The organism is Selenomonas sp. FC4001, assembly GCF_000701565.1.
Classification (GTDB): Bacteria; Bacillota; Negativicutes; order Selenomonadales; family Selenomonadaceae; genus Selenomonas_A; species Selenomonas_A ruminantium_B.
This window is the reverse complement of the sequence record NZ_KL370793.1, coordinates 1-21,100: the sequence shown is the minus strand read 5'-3', so window position 1 is coordinate 21,100 and position 21,100 is coordinate 1. Positions and strand designations below refer to the sequence as shown.

Genomic DNA, 21,100 nt, shown 5'->3' with positions numbered 1-21,100 from the left:
ATATTAAAAAATACTTAAAATATCATTAAGATATCATTAAGATATCATTAAAGACGGGATTGTTCAGTGTGGATATAATTATTGAAGGTTCTACAGTAAACGCATGCTGGGAGTTTGCCCAAAAAGCAGCACCTAATCAAAAGCCTAATGAGTTTGATAATAAGGAGTTGACGGAGCGCAAGCTTGAAAAGATAGTCTCAGACACCTTTATTGGCAAGCTGGGAGAGACAGCTGTTCAAAAATGGCTGTCCAATTGTGGTGTACATGTTGAACTGGACTGGTCAGTAACACCGCGTGGAGAATGGGATATAGCAGATATATGTTATAAAGATTGGTCTGTTGACGTCAAATGCACAAAATCCACGGGAAAATTTTTCTTAATTGACTGGAGCAAACTGCAGTTCAGAGCGGATGCTGGACAGCTGCCCCATTTTTTTGTGATGACAAAATTAGGCACTGACATGTCAAAAATCGTTAAGGATGGGAGCAGTGCCTGCAAAATTGAGCTGGCTGGATTTGTAGATACGCGGGAACTTACTGAGGAAAATAGCAAATTATTGACAATAAGACGTGGTGAAAATCTGCCCAATACAAATGTCGGGCTGGCCACGTCTAATTTTGCTATGCCTATAAAGGATATGGATAAGGATTGGGAGCAGCTGGCTTCTAGAATTAAAAATGAACAGGCGTTTACTTTGGAAAGCTACGTTCCGCCTGGAAACTGCCCAGAGACAAAGAAGAAGCTGGTACAGAAGAAGGATGAGCTTCCTATGAAGTATTCATTGCTGCTGGCAGGCGCTGACATTTTGAAATATGACAAGTCAAAAATAGAGGAATATATCCAGGCAGGAATAAAGTGTCTGTTATTTGTGGATGAAAAGCAGGCCGTTATCTTTGCTGATTTGGAGAAAAAATATGACCGCAGTTTTTTCCAGCTTTATGTTGTAACAAGCAGTGATGTACCGGCGCTTACGATTTATGACGGTGTAAGAAACAGTCAACAGCAGCGGGATTTTGAAAAGTTGTGCCAGCTTCCGCTTAATAAGGTTTTCAATCATGAACAGTATGATATAGAGCATTTCAATACCAAGGATATGCTCATTGTCAAGGCAGCGGCTGGTACGGGCAAGACTACAGTCATGATTGACCGTATTATGTTTCTGCTGGCCACAGTCAAAAATCTTCGTCCGGCTGACATTGCCATGATTACCTTTACCAATAAGGCCACTGCCAGTATGATTGGCAAGCTTCAGAAGCGGGCTATGGCCATGTTCGATTTGACGCATAAACAGCATTGGTATGAGGTTATGGAAGAACTCAGCCAGATGCAGATATCCACCATTGACAGTTTCTTTTATACGGTGCTGAAAAATGATGGCAGCGTGCTTGGATACGGTACGGATTCTTCTATTAAGAGCTTTATTTATGAGCGCAAACGAATTTTAGGAGAAATTGTCAACGATTTTTTCAAGCAGCAGAATCACCAAACTTTTTTGGATGCCAATGTCATGCCCATTCATGAGTATGTTGACAAGGCATTTAACATGTGGGAAAAACTGCATTCCCGGGGATATTTTGAGGAAGCCATAGAAGGAATGCGTTTTGGTACTGCAGCAGATAAGCAGGACAGCATTATCAACGAAAACCTTCAGCGCATTATCGTAGAAGCAGAAAAACGCTATCAGTTGTTCAAGAAAAAGCATAATGCCTATACCATAAACGATATCAAGGCGGATATGGATGCCTTGACCCGTAGTGAAGATTTTGTTATGCGGCAGGAAAAGTTCCGCTTTCTGTTTATTGATGAATTCCAGGATACAGATAACAGCCAGATTCGCAGTGCCGCGTGGCTGCAGAAGATGATGGGCTGTCAGCTCTTTGTGGTGGGAGATGTCAAACAGAGTATTTATCGTTTCCGTGGGGCCGAGGAATCTGCTTTTGATGAACTGCAAAAATGCCTAAAACAGAATGGCGTACCAGAGGAGCATATCTGCACAGCGGTATTGAAGAAAAACTATCGTACAGCTGCCGGGATTATGAATGTGATGAATAATCTCTTTAAGCAATGGGGCGATAGTGGCCTGTTGGTCTGGGATGGCAGTGTTATGCCCTGTATTGAGAGCAGGGGAAGTCTGCAAAAAGTTAAATGCAGAAGAAATGATGCAGCGATTATCCCGGAAATTCAGAAATGGAGACCGAAATCCAAGCATATCTGCGTGCTGACCAGAACCAATAATCAGGTGGCGAAAGTTGCTGAAATGTGCAGAGCGGAAGGAATCTCCTGCAGGGCTAAGCTCAGCGGTGGCTTTTACCGCAGCGAGCCGGTGCGGGATTTGTATGCATTGCTGGGGGCCCTGCTTTATCCAGAAGACACTCGCCGCTTGTATAATTTGCTGCTGACTCCTTATACAGCCATGGTGCCGGATGGGGAGAAACTCGCCCGGATGCAGGGTGATGAAGAAGCCGTGCGTGCTTATTTAGAAGGACTCTTAGCCAAAGATGGCTGGCAGAGCATTTTGAAACGGCTGCGGGTGGAACCGTTCTTCCCCATGCTGGATGGGCTTTTTGATCAGTTGCGGCCTTTGGAACGCTATACAAGCCTGCGCCGCAATAACTTCCCTTTGTATGGGCATAGTGCGGATGCAGATTATGATGTCGATTGTTATCTGCTGAATCTCAATAAGCTGATGCGCATTCTCTATGAAAATTTCACCGGGGAATATGCTTCCCTGCTGGGCGTGTTTGCTTTTCTGGAAAATAAGATACAGACAGACAGGTCGGAGGACTGTGTTTATCCGGATAAGGAGCCGGAAGAGGGCAAATGTCTGGTAGAGGTAATGACCGTTCATAAGGCGAAAGGCTTGGAGTTTGAAACGGTTATACTGCCTTATATGAATAATCCGTTCTTTCAGGACGAAGATTATGATAAATTCAAGGGCTTCATCACGGAAGAAAAAGATGAACAGCTCAATGTTGGCTGGGCATTCCAGCATAGGGGAAAGCTTCGCAAAAATGACTGTTATGAAAATATGACGGCAGATGAACAGCAGGCAGCCCGCCGCGAAGAAGCCCGTATATTGTATGTGGCCATGACGAGAACCATTGAAAATCTTATCTGTATCATTTCCCGTGAACCGAAGGAAAACACTTGGGAAGAGTATGTGCAGAACTGTCAGGAGGTCAAGTAATTGCAGAAGCCGGTTATTATAAAATATAAATATGCACGATCCTTGGTCAATGGCGCAATTGCATATAATGGTCTGGTCATTACCGCGAACCAACAGATGGCAGAGGCTTTTCGTAAAAATGGCGTGAATACGCAGGTGATGGAAGTCAATATGGTTATGCGTGTTCTCCTGCCTGAGTGGTATGAAAATACCCGCAAGCTGGAGCAGTTCATTCTGCTGGACGAAATAATTCGCGCCATGGAGGCAGAATCCAAAGATGCAGGATTGGAAAATGCCTTCCGGGCTATGTATAACAATAAATCGGATCTTATTGCCAGCATCTCGGCACTTTTAGAAATTGGGGCTGAGCCGGCCATGCTGCCAGTAGAAAGCTTTGAGCAGAAACTTTTTCAACGGATTTATCGGGATTTTGCCGCCGATGGAAGAAGCGGCGTGGGAATCCTGCAAAAAAGGCTGAGCAGGTGGGAAGAAGCTGCTTCCTTTAAAAAGGAACTCACGGAAAATGTGATGCGGACGACCGGCAGAGCGATAGGTGTTCCCCGCGCGGTATACTTTCAGGGATTTTATTATATAACCCCTTTGCAGTCGCGGCTGATAAATGCGTTCCGGCAGCTGAATATACCGGTATATTTCCTGAATAATATGGATGATGAGGAACCTGTTTACTACGAAATCTGGGAGAAGAATCCGCGTTTCCAGGAAAAGATGGTTGTACGCTGGGCAGATGAGGAGGTTTTGCCTGCAGGCAGTGCAGAAAAGAAACGCCGTATTGTCAAATATCGGGATGCCTTTGCTATGGTACGAAAGCTGGAAAAGGTCAAGGCCGGTGATACCGTTATTTATGCCGTAATGAGCAGGCAGATCAAGGAAATCCTGGAAACATTCTTTCCTGAGCGGGCGGAAAAATCCCAGTTGCTGGCTTACCCGGTGGGCCGCTATCTGCTGTCCCTGTATAATATGTGGGATGATGAGACAGGGCTGGTGCTTGAACCGGATAATGTACGGGTTTGTCTTTCTACAGGCTGGGCTGGCAGCAGATATGAAGACAGCAAAAAGCTGCTCAGCACTTATGATATGGTGCAGGACTATTTCCGTGCATGCCGTACTGTCGATGAATGGCAGACGGCAATGGACAGGCTTCAGGAAGTTAAACAGAAGATTATGCCGCTCTTTGAAAATGCTGCAGGTGAAAATCTGGAGCGCTGGCGGGAAGTGGTAACAAATCCTTTTCACAATTTAGGAGCTTTCACTGTTTCCGATGCCCGTCTGGCTGAACTTATGGCAGCAATCAAGCACATGATGGAAGATGCACAAATGCTGTTTGCTGGCGGGGATACGCTTGATTTGAAAGAGCATTTCCGCAAAGTCTATAAAATGTTACAGGATAAAGCGCCCCAGGAATTGCTTTATGAAGAAGAGGCTGCGGTGCTTAGAATAATGCTGGAGCGTCTTCAGGGCACTCCCCGGCATATTACAGAATGCCGACCTGCAGGATTAGCAGAGGCCATGAGTTTCTTCCTCGGAGGAAAGCTGGAGGATGAAGAGGCTATCCCGGATGAAGAGGTCTTCGGTCCGGCCCGCGGCCTTTCGGATATAGAAAGTGCGCAGCTGTTGCATCCGGGTAAAAAGTTTATGGTCTGCGGCTGTGATTCTCAGAATATGCCGGGACAGAGCCGCCCTTATCCGTGGCCGCTGACCAAGGGATATATTGAATCATTGACCAGCCGGAATGAGGTCGCGGCACGCTGCAGAGACTACCAGCACTGCATGGATAATGCCCTGCTGGGGAACCGTTACCTTTTTCATGTGGCCAACCAGCTGGAAAATGTGGAATTTTCCTGGATGGAGATTTTAAATGATAAGGAACTGAATCCATCGGTATATCTCTTGCAGCTGAAGGAAGCATACAGCCTGACCATTGAAGATGAAAAGCAGATGCTGAAAGAACTTCCGGAAGAGGCTGCTTATGCTGGCGATGACTGTAAATTGACCAGTCAGGCTATGGCCGTGCTGGCATCCGAGGAAAAAATCTGGCCGACGGAAATCAAGATGGATACAGCCTTCTGTCCGAATGAAAGCTGGCGGCTTTTCTATGATTATATTCTGGCTTCACATCCTGTCTTTTCCAGTACGTTTCAGATGCAGTTTTATATTGCTGTGCTGATTTCGCTGATGGCGGATATGGCTTCCTGCAGCTATGAAACAGCTGCAGAACAGGTATTTGCGGCTTACCCTGCCTTCAATGAAGCAGAGCGTCAGGAACGGCTGGATTTTGCCAAACGGTATAAAACGGATGTATTGGCTCAGGAACGTCAGTCTTTGGCAGATAAGGAATATACCCTAAAAAGGCATTATTTGCAGTATTTGTCCATAGATACAGTGAATACCTATCTGCAGGGAGGAACGATCACTTCTGAAAGCAAGGAAAAGATGTGTACTTACTGCCCGCACAAGGCATATTGTTTTGTCAAAGGAGATGCTTAAAAATGAGTACCTCATTAAAAATATCTCTATGGGAGAAATTTGCCCGGTACTGGCAGCCATCTGACCTTACCGTTGAAGGGCGCGGACGTGCTTTGTTTGTGGATGCCGGGGGCGAAAAAATAAATCCAATTATGGATGAAGATTTTGATTTGGATGATGAATTAGATGCTTTTTTTGGACGGGATTAATTTATGAAAGTAACAAAAGATATGTTGACAGAAAAACAAAAAGAGTGTGTAGACTTTGCTTCTCACAGGGATTTGATTGTACAAGGGGTGGCAGGCTCTGGAAAGAGTCTGGTCATCATTAACCGTGCTCTCCAGATTTATGAAAAAACCAAGGCAAAAGGGAAAAGAGCGAAGATTGCGGTATTCACGTTTGCAAATTCTCTGGTTGAATATACGCATGAGGTATTAGAAAAAGGCGGTGCAGAGGCAGCCCATGATATCAAGGTCAGCACCTTGGACAGTGAAATCCTGGCACTGTATAAAAAAATAATAGGACACAGCACTTATGGCGTATATAACAATTATACCCGTGAGCTTAATGATGTGGTATCGGAGTTGGAAAAACAATATTCCGGCAGCAGATTTTTCAAAAAAGAAAAACGGGAATTTCTCATGGATGAGATAAAATGGATGAAGCAGCATCTGATGAAAAATTTTTCTGACTATGAAAGCTGTGTACGTAAGGGACGGGGCGCAACTCGTGTAACTAAGGATGACAGACGTATAATCTATGATGTTTATGAAAACTTTTATGAGAAATTAAGATTAAAAAACGCCAGGACATTTGATGTTGTCGCGGAAGAATTGGCAAAAAAAGTAATTCCTGAATACTGCCAGTATGACTTTGTATTAGTGGATGAGGCACAGGATTTGACTTTGAGCAAGATGATTATAGCCAAGTCTTTGGCACGTGTGTCGATAACGGTATCAGCAGACTTTGCTCAAAAAATCTATAAAACCGGGTTTACATGGAAAGAAGCGGGCATTGAAATTCGTGGCCAGGCTTCTAAAAAATTGCAGGGTACGCATCGTAACACAAGACAAATTGCAGCTTTGGCCAACAGCCTGACAGAAGCGAACACAGAAATTAAACGCTATGATGCGGATGATTTTACGATTCCTGAACTACCGAAGCGGGAAGGGCCATTGCCACAGCTGATATATGAAAGTTCTCATCGCCAGGAACAGGAAGACATTATTACCCTGATAAGGGAAATCCGGAGCAATAAGCCGGAAAGTACGATTGCCCTGCTGGGAAGGGATAAGACGTATATCAGTAAGATTCAGGCATGGTTGAATACAGCATCAATCCCCTATCAGTTGATAGAAAAAAATAATGAGTATAAAGTTCTGGAGCCGGGCGTAAAAGTAGTTAAATATCATTCATCCAAGGGGTTGGAGTTTAATTATGTAATTATGCCTTTTGTAGATGATGGGATATTTCCTTATACCAAGTATGCTGCTGGTGATGATGATGATTCAATAGAGGATTTAATGAATGAAGCACGCAGTTTGATGTATGTGGGCATGACAAGGGCAAGAGATATGCTCTATATGTTTACTGTGGACGGCGTTGATGGTGAGCCGAGTCCTTTGATTGAGGATTTGGATGAGACATTAATGGAAGTGAAATAGGATCAATAACTAGATATTCGAAGTTGCTAAGGAGGTATATTGCTATTATGCAAGCATATAATAAAGATATTATAAATAAGGTGATAGATTATTTGGTTGTCAAAGGTGTTCAATTACCTGGACCGGAAATACATGCAAAAATGGATTCGCTTTTTCCTGTTTTGGTGAAGAAGATAAAGGACACCAACAGAAAACAAGGAGGTTTGACTAAAGATGATGCAATTGACATTATTTTTTCTGTCCCTAAATATTTAAGTGTTGATGGAAAAGTTCAAATCATGGACTCAATGCATATAGTGTTGCATCCAGAGCAATATAAAGATAAAATACTCAGTGATGCATTTGTTATGACAATAATAGGCTCGTGGATGTTTAATGGAAAAGCTGTTCAAGATTTGATACAAATATTTTTTGAAAGGCTGAATGATGCTATGTTTATCGAAATGGAGAATTTCATTTCGATGATTCCTAGTGTGACAGACTATATTAAAGAGGCGTATATATCTGGGGATATTTTTGATTATAGGTTAGATGTATTTGAAAATTTACCCAAAACTAACATGAGTATAGAAGAACTAAGATGCTCTATAAAAGAATTGGAATCAACATATAGAAAACTGCAAGGTGAAAAGCAGGAAGGAATTTGCAGGTTTATGCCTTTAAATGTAGAGGCTTATTTATTTAATCAATATAGGTTGTTGGCCAGCAAAGGCGATGTTGATGCATTGCGCAAACTCGGTGCAGCATATGAGTATGGTCATTATGGAATAGATAAAGATGATGAAACGGCTAGAAGATTGTACGTTATGGCCATTAATACGGCAAAAGAAAAAAATCAAAATAATGATGCAGTGTTGTATTATCAAGAAGGAAATGCATATTATGATTTATATTTAATGGATTATAGCGATGAATATATTAAGGATGCTATCATGTGCTGGAAAAAAGCTGCAAGATTAGGATATCCTGAAGCACAGCATCGTTTATCTGAACAAATGAACGATTATGACGAGCGAATTTATTGGGAAGAACAAGCTGCAAATAATGGTTGCTTGGTAGCACAGTATAATATGGGAAGTACGTATCAGCGTGGTTGGTACGGCGTAACTAAGAATGATAATACTGCTGCAATTTGGTTCAAAAAGGCTTTGAAAGGATATCTAGAGGAAGTTAATAATCATTATGATGATGATTTATCACACCATTATAAAGAGTTGGGTGACCTGTATTATAATGATCTTCCTGGTATAGGTAAGAATTATAAAGAAGCTATGAAATGGTATGATATGGCTGTTAAAGAGAGAGCGCACTTTTATGAAAACGCCTTGTATAATATGGGGATGATGTATTATCATGGCTGGGGGTGCTCCCAAGATAAAAATAAAGCTGATGAAATTTATGAACGATTAATGCAGTATCATGGGAAATCATGGGAACCATATAATTAACTATATATTCTCCGCCATATGTATGTAGATTAATTTCTACAATGCAAGCGCAATGATGACGACTATTTGGAATCAGTTAGTTTTTATTGGATTTTTATTAAGGAAGTGAAAAAATGGATTATAATGGCTTTGATGGGGAAGATGACTACGAAGATTACGGTGATCCGGACGAATATGAAGAAGAATACGAACGTATGATTGATGAAGCGATTTTTGCTGAAGAAGTGTATAGTGATTATTGTGTCAATCGGCAAAATCTTTCCCAAAAGGACACGAGCTATAGTGAAAAAGAGACAATAATAACCACAAAAATTGCTGGCGTAACATATGAAAATCGTCAAAATGCTGTAAAAAAATTACAAATAGGTCAAGATGTAGCATTGGTTCGAGAACCTAATAACTTATATGATCACAATGCGGTTGCTGTATATTGTGCGAGTGTTCAGCTAGGATATTTGCCAGCTGGTGTAGCATCTCAAGTAGCACCGCATATGGACGCTGGTTATTTTATATCTGGTACAGTGATGGATGTATATGGTGGAAACGGATATAACTATGGTGCAAGAATAAAAATAATACTTAAAAGACAAAAAAACACGTCTAGTCTCGATTCGTATGACATATCTATTTGGGATGGATTATTAAATTATGAAGTTGATAGACCTAATGGTGTTGATAGTTTTTATGAATTTGTTGAAATACTAAATTTTAATGGATTTAGAGGTAGAGTTACTGATTCTAATAAATATGGAAGATATGTAGCAGAACTTGAATTTCCAGAGACAATACCATTTGATTCATACTTGAATATAGAGTTGATCGAAGAAGGGAAATTAAGCAGTATATCATTCACTATACGCAAAATCGTTCAATTTAATGGAGGTCATTATAAGGAAGAAAGTGATTTCTTTAATTATTTAGATAAAGCGATGAATGATATTCAAATTGAGTGTGGATTTTACTCATCGTTTAGGAAAGATATGTTGTTTGAAGACTCGGTTTCTGATAAATATTATTGGATTAATATAGATGCATCTTATAGGTTTCATACATTTGAAAATAGTCTTTGTGATATAGATGTAACTTTATTTGATGAAAGGACGCCTTTTTTTTCATATTCGATTATGCTTGATGGTTTAAAGCAATTTATTTCGTATTGTGTAAATGCACAAAAGAAAATATCGTCTGATAATAATATCAACTGGAAGTTAAAAAATAAAGGAGGATAAAGGTGCATTCATATAATCAAATTAAGTACTTACCTAATCTAGTTGAGTTTATAGAGAATAAAGAACATGATGTTCATATAATAACAGATGATGAACCTGGTATAATATTTATTACATTTGAACATGATGTTACGGAAAACTTTACTGTATCTATTATTATGCAAATTGAGTATTGCACAGTAAATAATTCCTATCTTGATAATAATAAAATAATAGTTAACTTAATGGCTCAGTTTGGTATTAATGATGGTGCTTTGACTGATGTGCCAATTTATGCTTTCTTAGAAAAGATACGTGAAAGCAACATATTAAGAAAATATAGTATGCCTATTTTTTTTGAAAATAAACATATAATAGTTAGGTATAACTGTTTTGCTACAAGTGAGATGAACGAGAAATTTTATGTTTACACGCTCGCTGACTTCCTATTTGTGGCCGAATATGTTTATAAAGAATTTGTAAAGGAGGTGAATGGTTACATTTGTCGACTATCATAGAATAACCTGCGCTTATGCTAAATTGTGCAACTTAAAACTGTTTTTAGATGAGTACATTGACTGAAACTGATTAGATTCATATTTAATTAAAATTATATATTATTTAGAAGGAATGGTGTAAAATGTTTACAAAAAAACAAATTGATTTCTATACTACGGTTAGTTTATCTAAGTCTAAAATCGAAGAGTTTTTGATGTTGACTTCTGAACTAGTTGATACGGGAGATATCAGTAAAGTTGATAGCGCAATAACAGAATGTAATTTTATTATGCCATATGATGTTGGCGAAATGACTTATAATAATGGTCTTCCTTCTGTAGCTCAGGTGTTTTTTAATCTAGGAGGTAATGAAGATGATCCGTCATCGTTCCACTATATGGCAGTGGCAAAAGATTGCGTTTTGATAGAAGATGGAGATAAAATATATGCGAAAAATTCAACATCAAATCCTCAATTTAATGTTTATGAGTTAATTGAAATTCGTAATCATGTTGTAAAATGCTACTTAGCAGCAATGGATATGTATAAAAAAGGAATAGACGATTACATTTCATAATAATAATTCGCTTTACTTAATTATATGTATAAAGAAAGCGAATTAATAAATATAGGAGCGGCAGATTTTAGTCGCTCCTGTTTGTGGCTTGTATGGGTGAAATAGTGTATATTTTTAAATATTACATAGTTTATGCAAATTAGCAGAATCACAAATAAAGATGAGCTTGACAATCTATAATGTGGTCAGGCTCATTTTGATTGATGGGAATACTATATACTTTTACACGTACTTTTCGCCGAATTCGTTACTGTGGGATTCTCCTAGTAAGAGGTTGAGGTAGATATTTTACTTTAACACATAAATAGGATATTGTGAGTGAAAAGTAAAAATGCCTATATAAATTAGGATGATTTTTGCATTTCAATTCTGTTGGGGTGTGCTAATATTATAGGTATGAAAACAAATCGGGAGGAATGACAATGCACTTACTATACTCTAACATCCTGCCGCTGCGGGTAAAGCCAGGGGAGCAATCCTTCTTGGATGCTTTGGCTAAGTCGCTGGGCGAAGCTGACCGGCTGGATGTTGCCACAGGCTACGCCTCCAAAGGTGCCCTGCTGGAACTGGACAAGAACTTGCAGGAAACGTCTCTCAATCAGGTGCGTGTAAACTTAGGCATGTACTTTATCGAAGGGATGCCGGAAGGAATGTACCGCACGGCTATGGAGCTGGCGGATAAATGGCAGGCTGACGGTCAGGGCGAAATACACCTTGTCCGCCCCTTCAAGTACCATGGCAAAGTCTATGTGTTCTATAAGGATGGCCAGCCCTTCAGCGCCTTTATCGGTTCGCACAATTTAGGTGCCATCAAGCTGGAGGCTACGAACCGCCGCCAGTATGAATTATCCGCCATGACGGATAATCCGGAGGAAGTGGCTGCGCTGGCGCAGTTCGTGGATGAACTATGGCAGCCAAAATGTTCCCAGCCCATTCAGCAGGTGCAGGGAATGACCTTAATCGCAGAAAAGAATATGGCCCTGAACGGCGTGCAGGAAGTCTCCCAGCTGCCGCCTAACAGCGTGGAGCTTTACGACAAGCACAAGACGCAGGTTTCCTTTGAACTTCCGCTGAAAGTACCGGCGGCAGCTGAACGCTTTATGGATGACGGCAAGCACTATACAAAATCCAATATTAACGTGGCCTATGCTGCCCCGCGTTCCGCCCGCAAGCCCCGTGATTGGTATGAAATCCAGCTGACGGTCAGCAAGAGCATTACCACTATGGAGGGCTATCCGGAAAAAAACAAGCCCTTCTTTGTGGTTACGGATGACGGTTACTGGTTCAAGGCGCATACCACCAGTGACGGGAACAAGCAGTTCAGCGCGGTGGGCAATGAACTCTTGATTGGCCGCTGGCTGAAAGGTCGGCTCGCTGCCGCAGGCTTGGTAAAACCTGTCAATAATACGCAGGAAGATGAAGACCGCTCCGGCATGATTACGCAGGAAATGCTGGCGGCTTATGGTCGTAATACCCTCATTCTTTCTAAAACAGACCAGAAGGCCGTTGACGTATGCGAAAACGATGAAGGCGAAGTTATTCGCACGGAACTGGATGTTTGGCTTCTGTCCTTTGAGCAGAGTAATAATGATGAAGCATAAGGAGTACAGGCATGGGGTATCTTGAAACATATATCAATAAAATCAAAGCCCGTGGCAACGAAGCATTGGCAGAATCGGTAAGCAAAACTGCCGAAGAAGTCGGCAGCCAGCACCTAAATAATTTCGATTTTGTCAGCCATGAAATCGGCCTTCTGCTTGGCAATGTCCAGTCCGGCAAGACCGGGCAGATGTTCGGCATCATGTGCAAGGCTGCTGACCTTGGCTTTCCTGTTTTCCTGCTTCTGACCACCGACAATGTGGTGCTCCAGCAGCAAACCCTCCAGCGGGTAAAGGAGGACTTGGAAGGTTTCTGCATATGCGGGGAAAACGACAGCCGCCTCTTTGTGGACAGCAATCTGGAACAGCCCGCCATTGTCGTGCTCAAAAAGAACGCTCGTATGCTGAAACTGTGGGACACGGTGTTCCATTCCACGGACTTCATGCTGGGCAATCCGCTTTTTATCGTGGATGATGAAGCGGATGCGGCCTCACTGAATACAAAGGTCAATCAGCAGGATGTATCGTCTATTAACAAGTATCTGAACTCTATCAAAAATGACGCTTCCAGCAGCTTGTATCTGCAAGTGACCGGCACGCCGCAGGCATTATTCCTGCAAGCTGAGGCCACGGGCTGGAAACCGCTGTTTACCCATTACTTCAAACCGGGCAAGGCTTATATGGGCGGAGATTTCTTCTTCCCCGTCAACGCCGATATTCCACCCTGTATCCGGCTCCTTGACGATATACCAAGCGAGGATGATGCATTGCAGGAGGCCGTTATTCATCACCTCATTGCTTCTGCCCAGATGCTTCTTGCCGGAAAGCCCGTCTGCAACTTTATGATCCATCCCAGTGTCCGGGTGGCCTCTCATAATCAGTATGCAAATGAGGCGGAAAAGATACTTGCCCGCTTGACGGCTGACTTTGACCAGTCAAAAATACAGGAAGCCTTTAAGGCCATGTATGACCAGTCAATTCCGCAGAAATCCGACGCCCGCCCGCTGGATGAGGTAATGGCGTATGTGCGGGAATTATTGACGGGTCAAAAAGTGTCCGTCAATATTCTGAACGGCAAAAATGAAGTGGACAGCAGCGAATACAGCCAAGGGTCAAATATTGTGATTGGCGGCAATACGCTGGGACGGGGTGTAACCTTCCCGGGGCTGGCTACGGTCTACTACACCCGCACTTCCAAGAATCCGCAGGCTGATACCATGTGGCAGCACAGCAGAATGTTCGGTTATGACCGTGACCCCGGCCTTATCCGGCTCTATATTGACGGCCAGCTCTTTGACCTGTTCACGGAAATAAACGCCACCAATAACGCACTTATCGCCCAGATTGAAAAAGGGCTGCCTAAGATACACTTGTTCTATGCGGGCGGCATTAAGCCCACCCGTGCCAACGTGCTGGACAAAAAACGCGTCAACATCATCCCGGGCGGCAAAAACTTCTTCCCACAGATTGTGGACAATACAGATATTGAAGCCATCGACAAACTGCTGGCTCCCTTTGATGATAAGAAGGACACCTATCAGGCCAATCTCCGTGTCATGCGGCGGGTGCTGGACTACATCACCACCGAAGACTTCCCGTTGGAGGCATTCAAAGGCTTTATGGACGCATTCAGCGCGCAGAATCCCACCGCGCAGGGCGTGCTCATTGTCCGCCGGGAACGCGATATCAAACGCGGCGGCCGCGCCTTGCTGTCCCCGGATGACTGGAACCTTGGCGCCAGCATCACGGATAAAGTCGTGTTGACCATGTATAAAATGACCGGCAACAAGGATAAAGGCTGGGAAGGCCGCAAAGTATGGGTGCCCAATATCAAGCTGCCCGATGAAGCCGCATATTATGATGTAGATGAAGACTAATAAATAATTAGAGCAAAATAAAATTTATGTAGCAATAAATGGAGGAATTATATTATGGCATGGCAAAAAAATATTAGAAATATCAATGATGGAAGCTATAGAAGTTTATCAGGGGCGGCTGCAGAAAATTTGTTTTTTGGACGTGCACAACAAGCAGGTTTTCCATGCTTATCTAAAGAGTGGCGAGATATGGAATGTGATGGAGCAATATTATCTGGTAGAGCACTCTATAGAATTGAAATAAAAGGAAGTAGTAATAATGAATTTTCGCTTACTCATGGTCAAAGAGCAGGGGTTCAAATAGATAAGCGTGTTAATAAGGAACGCTTGTTATCCGTCGAGGACTGTGATTTTGCTGTATGCATTGATAAAAATAATGGTGATTGTTATATATTACCTATTGATATTGCTGTTATCTATGGAAGGAAAAACATAAGTAAAAATAATATACAGACATATCGTGAGAAATGGCAATTATTTGTATCTTCGGAAGATAGATTAACTGAGGAAGAAATAAAAAGTGGATTATTAAATTATCCTTTGGAAAGAATAGAAATGATTGCCGATCGTTTCAATATTGTAGCTCCGAATGAAGATTATAGACCAATGGGAACTAGGCGGATTAGGATTACAGCAGCTCGTAGAAAAGAATTGTTAATCGTTTTGATATGGGAATATTTAGCTACTCATCTTGTTGAAGGGCAAGATTTAAATGAAAATGATTAATTTAGTTCTTGCAATTGACCGGTCAACTCCATATTATAGTAACTGAAAGAACTTTCCTATACTTTCCTATAACATCCTAACTGAATACATATCGGAAATGACAAAAATTATGGTATCTACGCCGACGGGCGCGAGATATATTTGGGTTGTCATTCCGCAAGAAGGCCGCAGGGTGACAATCCGGCGGCCTTTTTGCATGTATGATTAAGGAGGGACTAGAAATGCGACACACCAAGAAAACCACGCTCCAGATTACCCGCATTACGGGCAGTGATGAAACGGGCAAGGATAGACACAGCTATCTGAATCTGGCGCACGTCAATCCGGAAATTGCCGACGATGACCTGCTTTCCATTGGCAAGAAGCTTTCCAATTTGCAATCTTTCCCTGTGGACGGTATCGGCCGGGTAGATTCCTGCCTGCTGGCGCAGGAAGGCTAAGGAGGGGTGAAAAATGAAGGCGACACTGGTAATGAATTTCAGAATGAGCAACGGGAAGAACACCACGGTTTCCATCACGAGCCCCAAGGATGACCTGACTAAGGCCGAAGTAGCCGCAGCGGCTGCCGAAATGGTCGAAAAGGATGCCTTGATTGTGAACGAAAACCATCTGGAGGCGCTGGATAAGGCTTTTATCCGCACCGTAGAGGAAACGCTTTTGCAGTAAGGCGGGCGGCCTGACCCGACAAAAGCCCCGGCATGATGCTGGGGCTTTTCGTATAGGTGAGAGGAGGACATTATGGAACAGACCATTTTGACCGCCGTTTCCGCCGTGGGCTTCCCTATTGTAGTGACCTTTTATCTGTTGACCAGTTTTCAAAAGTCCATGGATAAATTCACCGACAAGCTGGGGGAACTCATACAGGAGCTGAAACGGCTGGAGAAATAAAAAGTGGGCGAGCGGATTTGACATGTCAAAAATTGAACTGTCAAATCCGTTTTCTATTTATGAGAAAATTGACAAGTCAAAATATCCGCTGTATGGTATACTTTTATTAGAGAAGAATCCGGGAGGTTGGATGCATGGACACCATAGGTTATTACATAAGGACTCGTCGGCAGGAACTGAATATGTCCCAGGTGGAGCTGGGGGAGAAAATAGGCAAATCTTCCCAGGTTATATCCAACTGGGAACGCGGATATACCAAAGGGGTCAGTGTGGAGGATTTGAAGAATTTGGCTCGGGCGCTGGATGTGGATATAAAGTATTTCTTTCCTGCTATAGGAAACGCCCAGGCTAAATGCCCCCCCGTAGTGGACAAACGCCTGCAGAAGATTATCCATATATATCCGCAGCTGGATGAGCATACAAAGGACATTATTGATGCGGTTATCAAGGTGGCAAAGCGCAGAATGAAATAAGTTGATGAGATGACGTTAAAAAATGTTGTTTCATAATTGGAAGCTGCCGAAAAGGCGGCTTTTTTTATGTGAAGTAGATATCATATATTATTTTGAAAGAAGGTCAACAGATGGAAGGTAAGATTACTTGTTCTCTATGTTCCGTTTACGAACATGATATGGATGTGTTGCTGATGCAGGCCATGCTGTCGGATGCCGGCTTTTTGGCGTTGTTTCTGGACAAAACGGACTGGCGCAGCATGGGGCTGACAGCTGTTCATGCTGAATTATCCAATACAGAGACGGATTTAGGCGAAACGGATATAACGGTTATTCTTACGGACGGGGAAACGAAGTATGCTTTGCTGATTGAGGATAAAATAGATGCCATGGCACAGCCGGAGCAGCACCAGCGTTATCTGAAACGCGGCGAAAAGGCGGTGAAGGATGGTACTTTTGCTGATTACCGCGTGTTTATCGTATGCCCGCAGAAATACTATGATACAGATAATGAGGCTGTAAAATATGAGCACTTTGTTTCCTATGAGGAATGTGCGGCTTATTTTCAAAAGGGGACGGACACCATGAGTCCGATTCGTTATCAGCAGGTTATGCAGGCGATTGACAAAGCAAAAAGGCCGCCCCAGGTGACGATTAAAGAAGAAGCCAATCGCTTTTTCCGCAAATACCGGGAGTATCAAAGGGAGCATTTTCCCCACTTAATTATGCGGACAAAAGAAACTGCCAATGGGTATTGGCCGGATTATCAGACGTGTTATCCCTATGAAAAAGTTGTCCTCTATCATAAGATGAGTGATGGGGTAGTGGATTTGACTTTTACAGGAGGAAAGGACAGGTTGTCTGCATTGGAAGCCGTATGCGGATGGTTAAATCGCAATGGCATGACGGATATATGTGCTATGGTAACAGGTAAATCTGTGGCGCTGCGTATCAATGTGCCAAAGATAAGCTATCGCTATGGCTTTGATAATATCCCTGCGGATGATTTGGACAAGTGTTTTACTGCTGTTTCCAGAATGGTGGAGTTGGCGAAGTTTTTACAGGACGTGCAGAATTTCTTTACGGAAGAAAATGCATAAAGCAGATAATCCAACCTATGGACTAAATTTTTACTATTTTTGCTTTTAATGTACACATCACACAAACTTAGTGCTATAATATAATTGTATTAATTCCTATTGAAGGTGTGTGGTTTGTCGTGATTAGAGCAAAGATTACCGGGATTCAAGACTTAATATCGGCCAAGATAGCGGAACGCAATGGGGCAGATTTTATCAGCTTTGTATTTGATGTGGACAACAAGGACTTTGTGAAGCCTGAACTGGCGGAGGTTTTATCCTGGAAAACGCCTTATACGCGCAAAGTTGGCATCTTCACGGATGATGATTTGGATCGGGTAAACTACGTGGCATCCATGGTGAGGTTGGACTATGTGCAGCTCAATGGGAATGAGTCCGACGCATTTATCCGGAGGGTGAACCGCCCGGTCATCAAGCGGTACTACTATGATGAGCATTATTTTTCCGTGAAAAGGGCAGAGGAGTGTCCTGCGGAAATCATTTTGCTGGATATAGGGGAACAGGATTATCATAACCAGAAGCTGGCCGAGGACATTTCCCATATGCATAAGGCGGTAATCGTGGCCGGTGACATTGACAGGGAAAATGTATTGAAGGTGGCGCATACCCTGCATCCTTACGCTGTAGACGTGAGCGAGGGTGTTAATTCTTATGGCGAAAAGAGCCGTTATAAAATAAAGTCATTCCTGCGGCGGACGGATTGTCTTTATAAAAATTATAGTCGATAATGTCAGGAAAGCGGTTGACATGTCAAAAAATTGACTTGTCAACCGCTTCTTTTTGTATTACACTATGTGTAAGTAAGTTTTACATAGCGTAGGTGTCATCATGGAAAAGTCAAGTTATATCGCTATTGACCTAAAATCTTTCTATGCATCGGTGGAATGCGTGGAGCGGGGCCTTGATCCGCTGACTACCAATCTGGTGGTGGCGGATGAGTCAAGAACGGAGAAAACTATCTGTCTGGCTGCGACTCCTGCTATTAAGGCCTACGGGGTGCCGGGGCGGGCGCGCCTTTTTGAGGTGGTGCAGAAAATCAGATTTGCCAATAGCTGTCGTCGTTTCTATGCCCCAGGCAGAATGCTTGTGGGGGAATCCTTTGACGCAGTGGAATTGGGGAACAATCCAAAACTTGCCATCAGCTACATTGTGGCGCCTCCCCGCATGGCACTCTATATGGCGTATAGTGCGCGGGTGTATGGTGTGTATCTGCGCTATATTTCACAGTTGGATATACATCCTTACTCCATTGATGAGGTATTTATCAACGTTGCGCCATATCTGCATACCTATCGGCTGACCGCCCGCCAGCTGGCTATGAAGATGGTGAGGGAGGTGCTGGCGGAGACCGGCATCACAGCTACGGCGGGAATCGGCACCAATATGTATCTGGCCAAGGTGGCCATGGATATTACAGCCAAACATATGGAGCCGGACAAGGACGGGGTGCGGATAGCAGAACTTAACGAAATGAGTTATCGGCAGCAGCTCTGGGCGCATACCCCGCTTACTGACTTTTGGCGGGTGGGGGCAGGCTATGCACGGAAACTGGTGGATATGGGCTTATACTCTATGGGTGACATTGCTCGTTATTCCCTGCTGCCCTTTGGTGAGCAAAAATTGTATAAAACCTTTGGGGTAAATGCTGAACTTTTGATTGACCATTCATGGGGATATGAACCCTGCAATATTGAGCAGGTTAAATCCTACCGCCCCGCCAGTACCAGTCTTTCGAGCGGGCAGGTTTTGCATGAGCCGTACTCCCATGAACAAGGACGGCTTATCGTCTGGGAAATGACTGATCAGCTGATTCTTGACCTTGTGGAAAAAAGGCTGGTGACCAATCAGATTGTGCTGGATGTGGGCTACGATATAGAAAATATCGCCAGAGGATATACAGGGCCTGTCCATATTGACCATTATGGGCGCAAAGTTCCCCAGAGTGCTCATGGCACGGTTAGTTTTCCACGTCATACCTCATCTACACGCGAAATCCTGCGGGAAACACTGGCACTTTATGAGCGTATCACAATGCCGGAGCTTCTTGTCCGCCGTATCAATGTAACAGCGGGCAGGCTCATCTTGGAGGACAGTCTGACTTGTCAAAAGGAAGCTGTGGTGCAGTTCAATCTCTTTGATAATCTGGAGGAGCAAGTCAAACAGGAAGAAGCCGACCAACGGGCGGAAAAAAAGGAAAAATCCCTTCAGCAGGCTATGCTTTTCATCCGCCACCGTTTCGGCAAAAATGCCATTCTAAAGGCGGCCAACCTCAAAAAAGAAGCCCGTACCATTGCAAGGAACAGTGAGATAGGAGGACACAAGGCATGAACATAACAAGAAAAATCGAGGATTATGCCGAAATAATCAATATACCTCGTCCGGAACCGAAGTTTCATCGGCGTATGCCCATGATAAAGCGGGCGGCCCAGTTTGCCCCCTTTGCGGCCTTGACAGGCTATGCGGAAGTGGTGGAAAGGACCGCCCGCGAACATGAGGCGGGAATAAATTATTAACGGTTGCTGGTATTAGAAGTTTAGCGGTGTAACCTGAGAAAGGGATATATCCGCAGGAATCTTTTGGGCTTTGCCCAGCTGGGACAAAACTTTATCCATCCAGACCATCCGTAGCGGATGAAGGCTGGTGCCGTATTCAGTCCAAGATTCCGGATGTAGGAAAACTTTGTTTTGGCCAGGAGTTTGCTGAACTATTTCGGCATCAGCAAAGGTGTAGTCAGTGAGGTTGACTCGGGCAAGGCGCAGCTGGTAGTTATCTTTAGAGTTTTGGATTTTCTCCCAGAAGTAAAGGGTGTTATCCGATTGCTGCAGGGAATCTGTATCAAATAAAACAGCCGGAACATTATTGGTTCCTCTGGAGAGGGGAACCCAGTGGGTGGCTGATACAGGAGCCGTCATGGAAGTAAATGTCAGTAAGGTCAAAAATAGTAATAATTTTTTCATGCTAGAAACCTCCTAGTGTTGATAGATGATGGGGCGGGGCTTTACTATAGACACATAATACTTCGACTTTGAAAAATGTATTCCTTTAATTGGATAAAAATAATGGTTGGTGATTTAGGCATATTTTATTGATGTATATGTTTGGATTTTGCGGAGGTAAGTATGAGAAATTTGGATGCAGAAATACGTGGCAAGCTGGGGGAGGCCTATGCCATGAGTCCTTGGACGCAAGGGCAGCTGGAGGAGATTATTCATTTGGTTGACACTTACGCCAAGCAGCAGTATGAACAGGGCTATCAGACTGCGCTTGCAGATGCCCGGATGGTCGCCCTGCGGGTGAGCTTTGGACTGGAACAGGCCTTGCCCCATTAAAAGGTTGCATATCGTGACAAGCCGTTATCGAAGGATAACGGCTTTTGTCATTGAAATATCCCCATGGACTTCTTCAAGTGAAAT

21 protein-coding genes are annotated in these 21,100 nt (G+C 43.2%); 20 read left to right on the top strand and 1 reads right to left on the bottom strand.

From position 1 onward, the window contains the following. Window positions 1-440: 440 nt before the first annotated feature. The 19 genes from T320_RS09800 (at window position 441) to T320_RS09715 (ending at window position 20,200) form a co-directional block, all read left to right on the top strand. Complete coding sequence (locus T320_RS09800; RefSeq protein ID WP_231465904.1) at window positions 441-3,188, top strand: UvrD-helicase domain-containing protein; 2,748 nt, start codon at window positions 441-443, stop codon at window positions 3,186-3,188. After that, on the top strand, window positions 3,189-5,672 hold the full coding sequence (locus T320_RS09795; RefSeq protein WP_037355392.1) for a PD-(D/E)XK nuclease family protein: 2,484 nt from the start codon (window positions 3,189-3,191) through the stop codon (window positions 5,670-5,672). Between the two features lie 2 nt (window positions 5,673-5,674). Continuing rightward, window positions 5,675-5,860 (top strand): hypothetical protein, encoded by a 186-nt coding sequence (locus T320_RS09790; RefSeq protein ID WP_037355390.1) that lies wholly within the window; start codon window positions 5,675-5,677, stop codon window positions 5,858-5,860. A gap of 3 nt (window positions 5,861-5,863) precedes the next feature. Then, window positions 5,864-7,315: a 3'-5' exonuclease gene (locus T320_RS09785; protein WP_037355388.1), complete on the top strand. Its 1,452-nt coding sequence runs from the start codon at window positions 5,864-5,866 to the stop codon at window positions 7,313-7,315. 47 nt (window positions 7,316-7,362) lie between these two features. After that, window positions 7,363-8,763, top strand: a complete 1,401-nt coding sequence (locus T320_RS09780) for a tetratricopeptide repeat protein (protein WP_037355386.1) — start codon at window positions 7,363-7,365, stop codon at window positions 8,761-8,763. Between the two features lie 113 nt (window positions 8,764-8,876). Then, window positions 8,877-9,992, top strand: coding sequence for an HIRAN domain-containing protein (locus T320_RS14050; protein WP_051608712.1), 1,116 nt, complete (start codon window positions 8,877-8,879; stop codon window positions 9,990-9,992). Between the two features lie 2 nt (window positions 9,993-9,994). Beyond that, window positions 9,995-10,489 (top strand): hypothetical protein, encoded by a 495-nt coding sequence (locus T320_RS09770; RefSeq protein WP_037355383.1) that lies wholly within the window; start codon window positions 9,995-9,997, stop codon window positions 10,487-10,489. A gap of 122 nt (window positions 10,490-10,611) precedes the next feature. Beyond that, complete coding sequence (locus T320_RS09765) at window positions 10,612-11,046, top strand: hypothetical protein (RefSeq protein ID WP_037355380.1); 435 nt, start codon at window positions 10,612-10,614, stop codon at window positions 11,044-11,046. 422 nt (window positions 11,047-11,468) lie between these two features. After that, window positions 11,469-12,647, top strand: coding sequence for a restriction endonuclease PLD domain-containing protein (locus T320_RS09760; protein ID WP_037355378.1), 1,179 nt, complete (start codon window positions 11,469-11,471; stop codon window positions 12,645-12,647). A gap of 11 nt (window positions 12,648-12,658) precedes the next feature. Further along, on the top strand, window positions 12,659-14,521 hold the full coding sequence (locus T320_RS09755) for a Z1 domain-containing protein (RefSeq protein WP_037355375.1): 1,863 nt from the start codon (window positions 12,659-12,661) through the stop codon (window positions 14,519-14,521). A 54-nt stretch (window positions 14,522-14,575) separates the two neighbouring features. Beyond that, complete coding sequence (locus T320_RS09750) at window positions 14,576-15,247, top strand: hypothetical protein (RefSeq protein ID WP_037355373.1); 672 nt, start codon at window positions 14,576-14,578, stop codon at window positions 15,245-15,247. A 221-nt stretch (window positions 15,248-15,468) separates the two neighbouring features. Further along, entirely contained in the window at window positions 15,469-15,687 is a 219-nt protein-coding gene (locus T320_RS09745) for a DUF1659 domain-containing protein (RefSeq protein ID WP_037355371.1), read from the top strand. A 13-nt stretch (window positions 15,688-15,700) separates the two neighbouring features. Beyond that, complete coding sequence (locus tag T320_RS09740) at window positions 15,701-15,913, top strand: DUF2922 family protein (RefSeq protein WP_037355369.1); 213 nt, start codon at window positions 15,701-15,703, stop codon at window positions 15,911-15,913. Window positions 15,914-15,985: 72 nt separating this feature from the next. Then, window positions 15,986-16,135, top strand: a complete 150-nt coding sequence (locus T320_RS14675) for a YvrJ family protein (RefSeq protein ID WP_072024009.1) — start codon at window positions 15,986-15,988, stop codon at window positions 16,133-16,135. Between the two features lie 134 nt (window positions 16,136-16,269). Then, complete coding sequence (locus tag T320_RS14045) at window positions 16,270-16,608, top strand: helix-turn-helix domain-containing protein (RefSeq protein WP_051608711.1); 339 nt, start codon at window positions 16,270-16,272, stop codon at window positions 16,606-16,608. 110 nt (window positions 16,609-16,718) lie between these two features. Beyond that, window positions 16,719-17,687: a PD-(D/E)XK nuclease family protein gene (locus T320_RS09730; protein WP_037355368.1), complete on the top strand. Its 969-nt coding sequence runs from the start codon at window positions 16,719-16,721 to the stop codon at window positions 17,685-17,687. Between the two features lie 119 nt (window positions 17,688-17,806). After that, a complete protein-coding gene (locus tag T320_RS09725) occupies window positions 17,807-18,415 on the top strand; it encodes a phosphoribosylanthranilate isomerase (protein WP_051608710.1) in 609 nt (202 codons plus the stop codon). Window positions 18,416-18,515: 100 nt separating this feature from the next. Continuing rightward, a complete protein-coding gene (locus tag T320_RS09720; RefSeq protein ID WP_037355367.1) occupies window positions 18,516-20,015 on the top strand; it encodes a Y-family DNA polymerase in 1,500 nt (499 codons plus the stop codon). Beyond that, window positions 20,012-20,200 (top strand): hypothetical protein, encoded by a 189-nt coding sequence (locus T320_RS09715; RefSeq protein ID WP_037355366.1) that lies wholly within the window; start codon window positions 20,012-20,014, stop codon window positions 20,198-20,200. Before T320_RS09720 ends, T320_RS09715 begins: the two co-directional genes overlap by 4 nt. A gap of 12 nt (window positions 20,201-20,212) precedes the next feature. On the opposite strand, the gene T320_RS09710 is transcribed toward T320_RS09715, so the two are convergent. Next, complete coding sequence (locus T320_RS09710; RefSeq protein ID WP_037355364.1) at window positions 20,213-20,644, bottom strand: hypothetical protein; 432 nt, start codon at window positions 20,642-20,644, stop codon at window positions 20,213-20,215. 162 nt (window positions 20,645-20,806) lie between these two features. Between T320_RS09710 and T320_RS09705 the strand changes: the two genes are divergently transcribed. After that, window positions 20,807-21,016: a hypothetical protein gene (locus T320_RS09705; protein ID WP_037355363.1), complete on the top strand. Its 210-nt coding sequence runs from the start codon at window positions 20,807-20,809 to the stop codon at window positions 21,014-21,016. Window positions 21,017-21,100 lie beyond the last annotated feature (84 nt).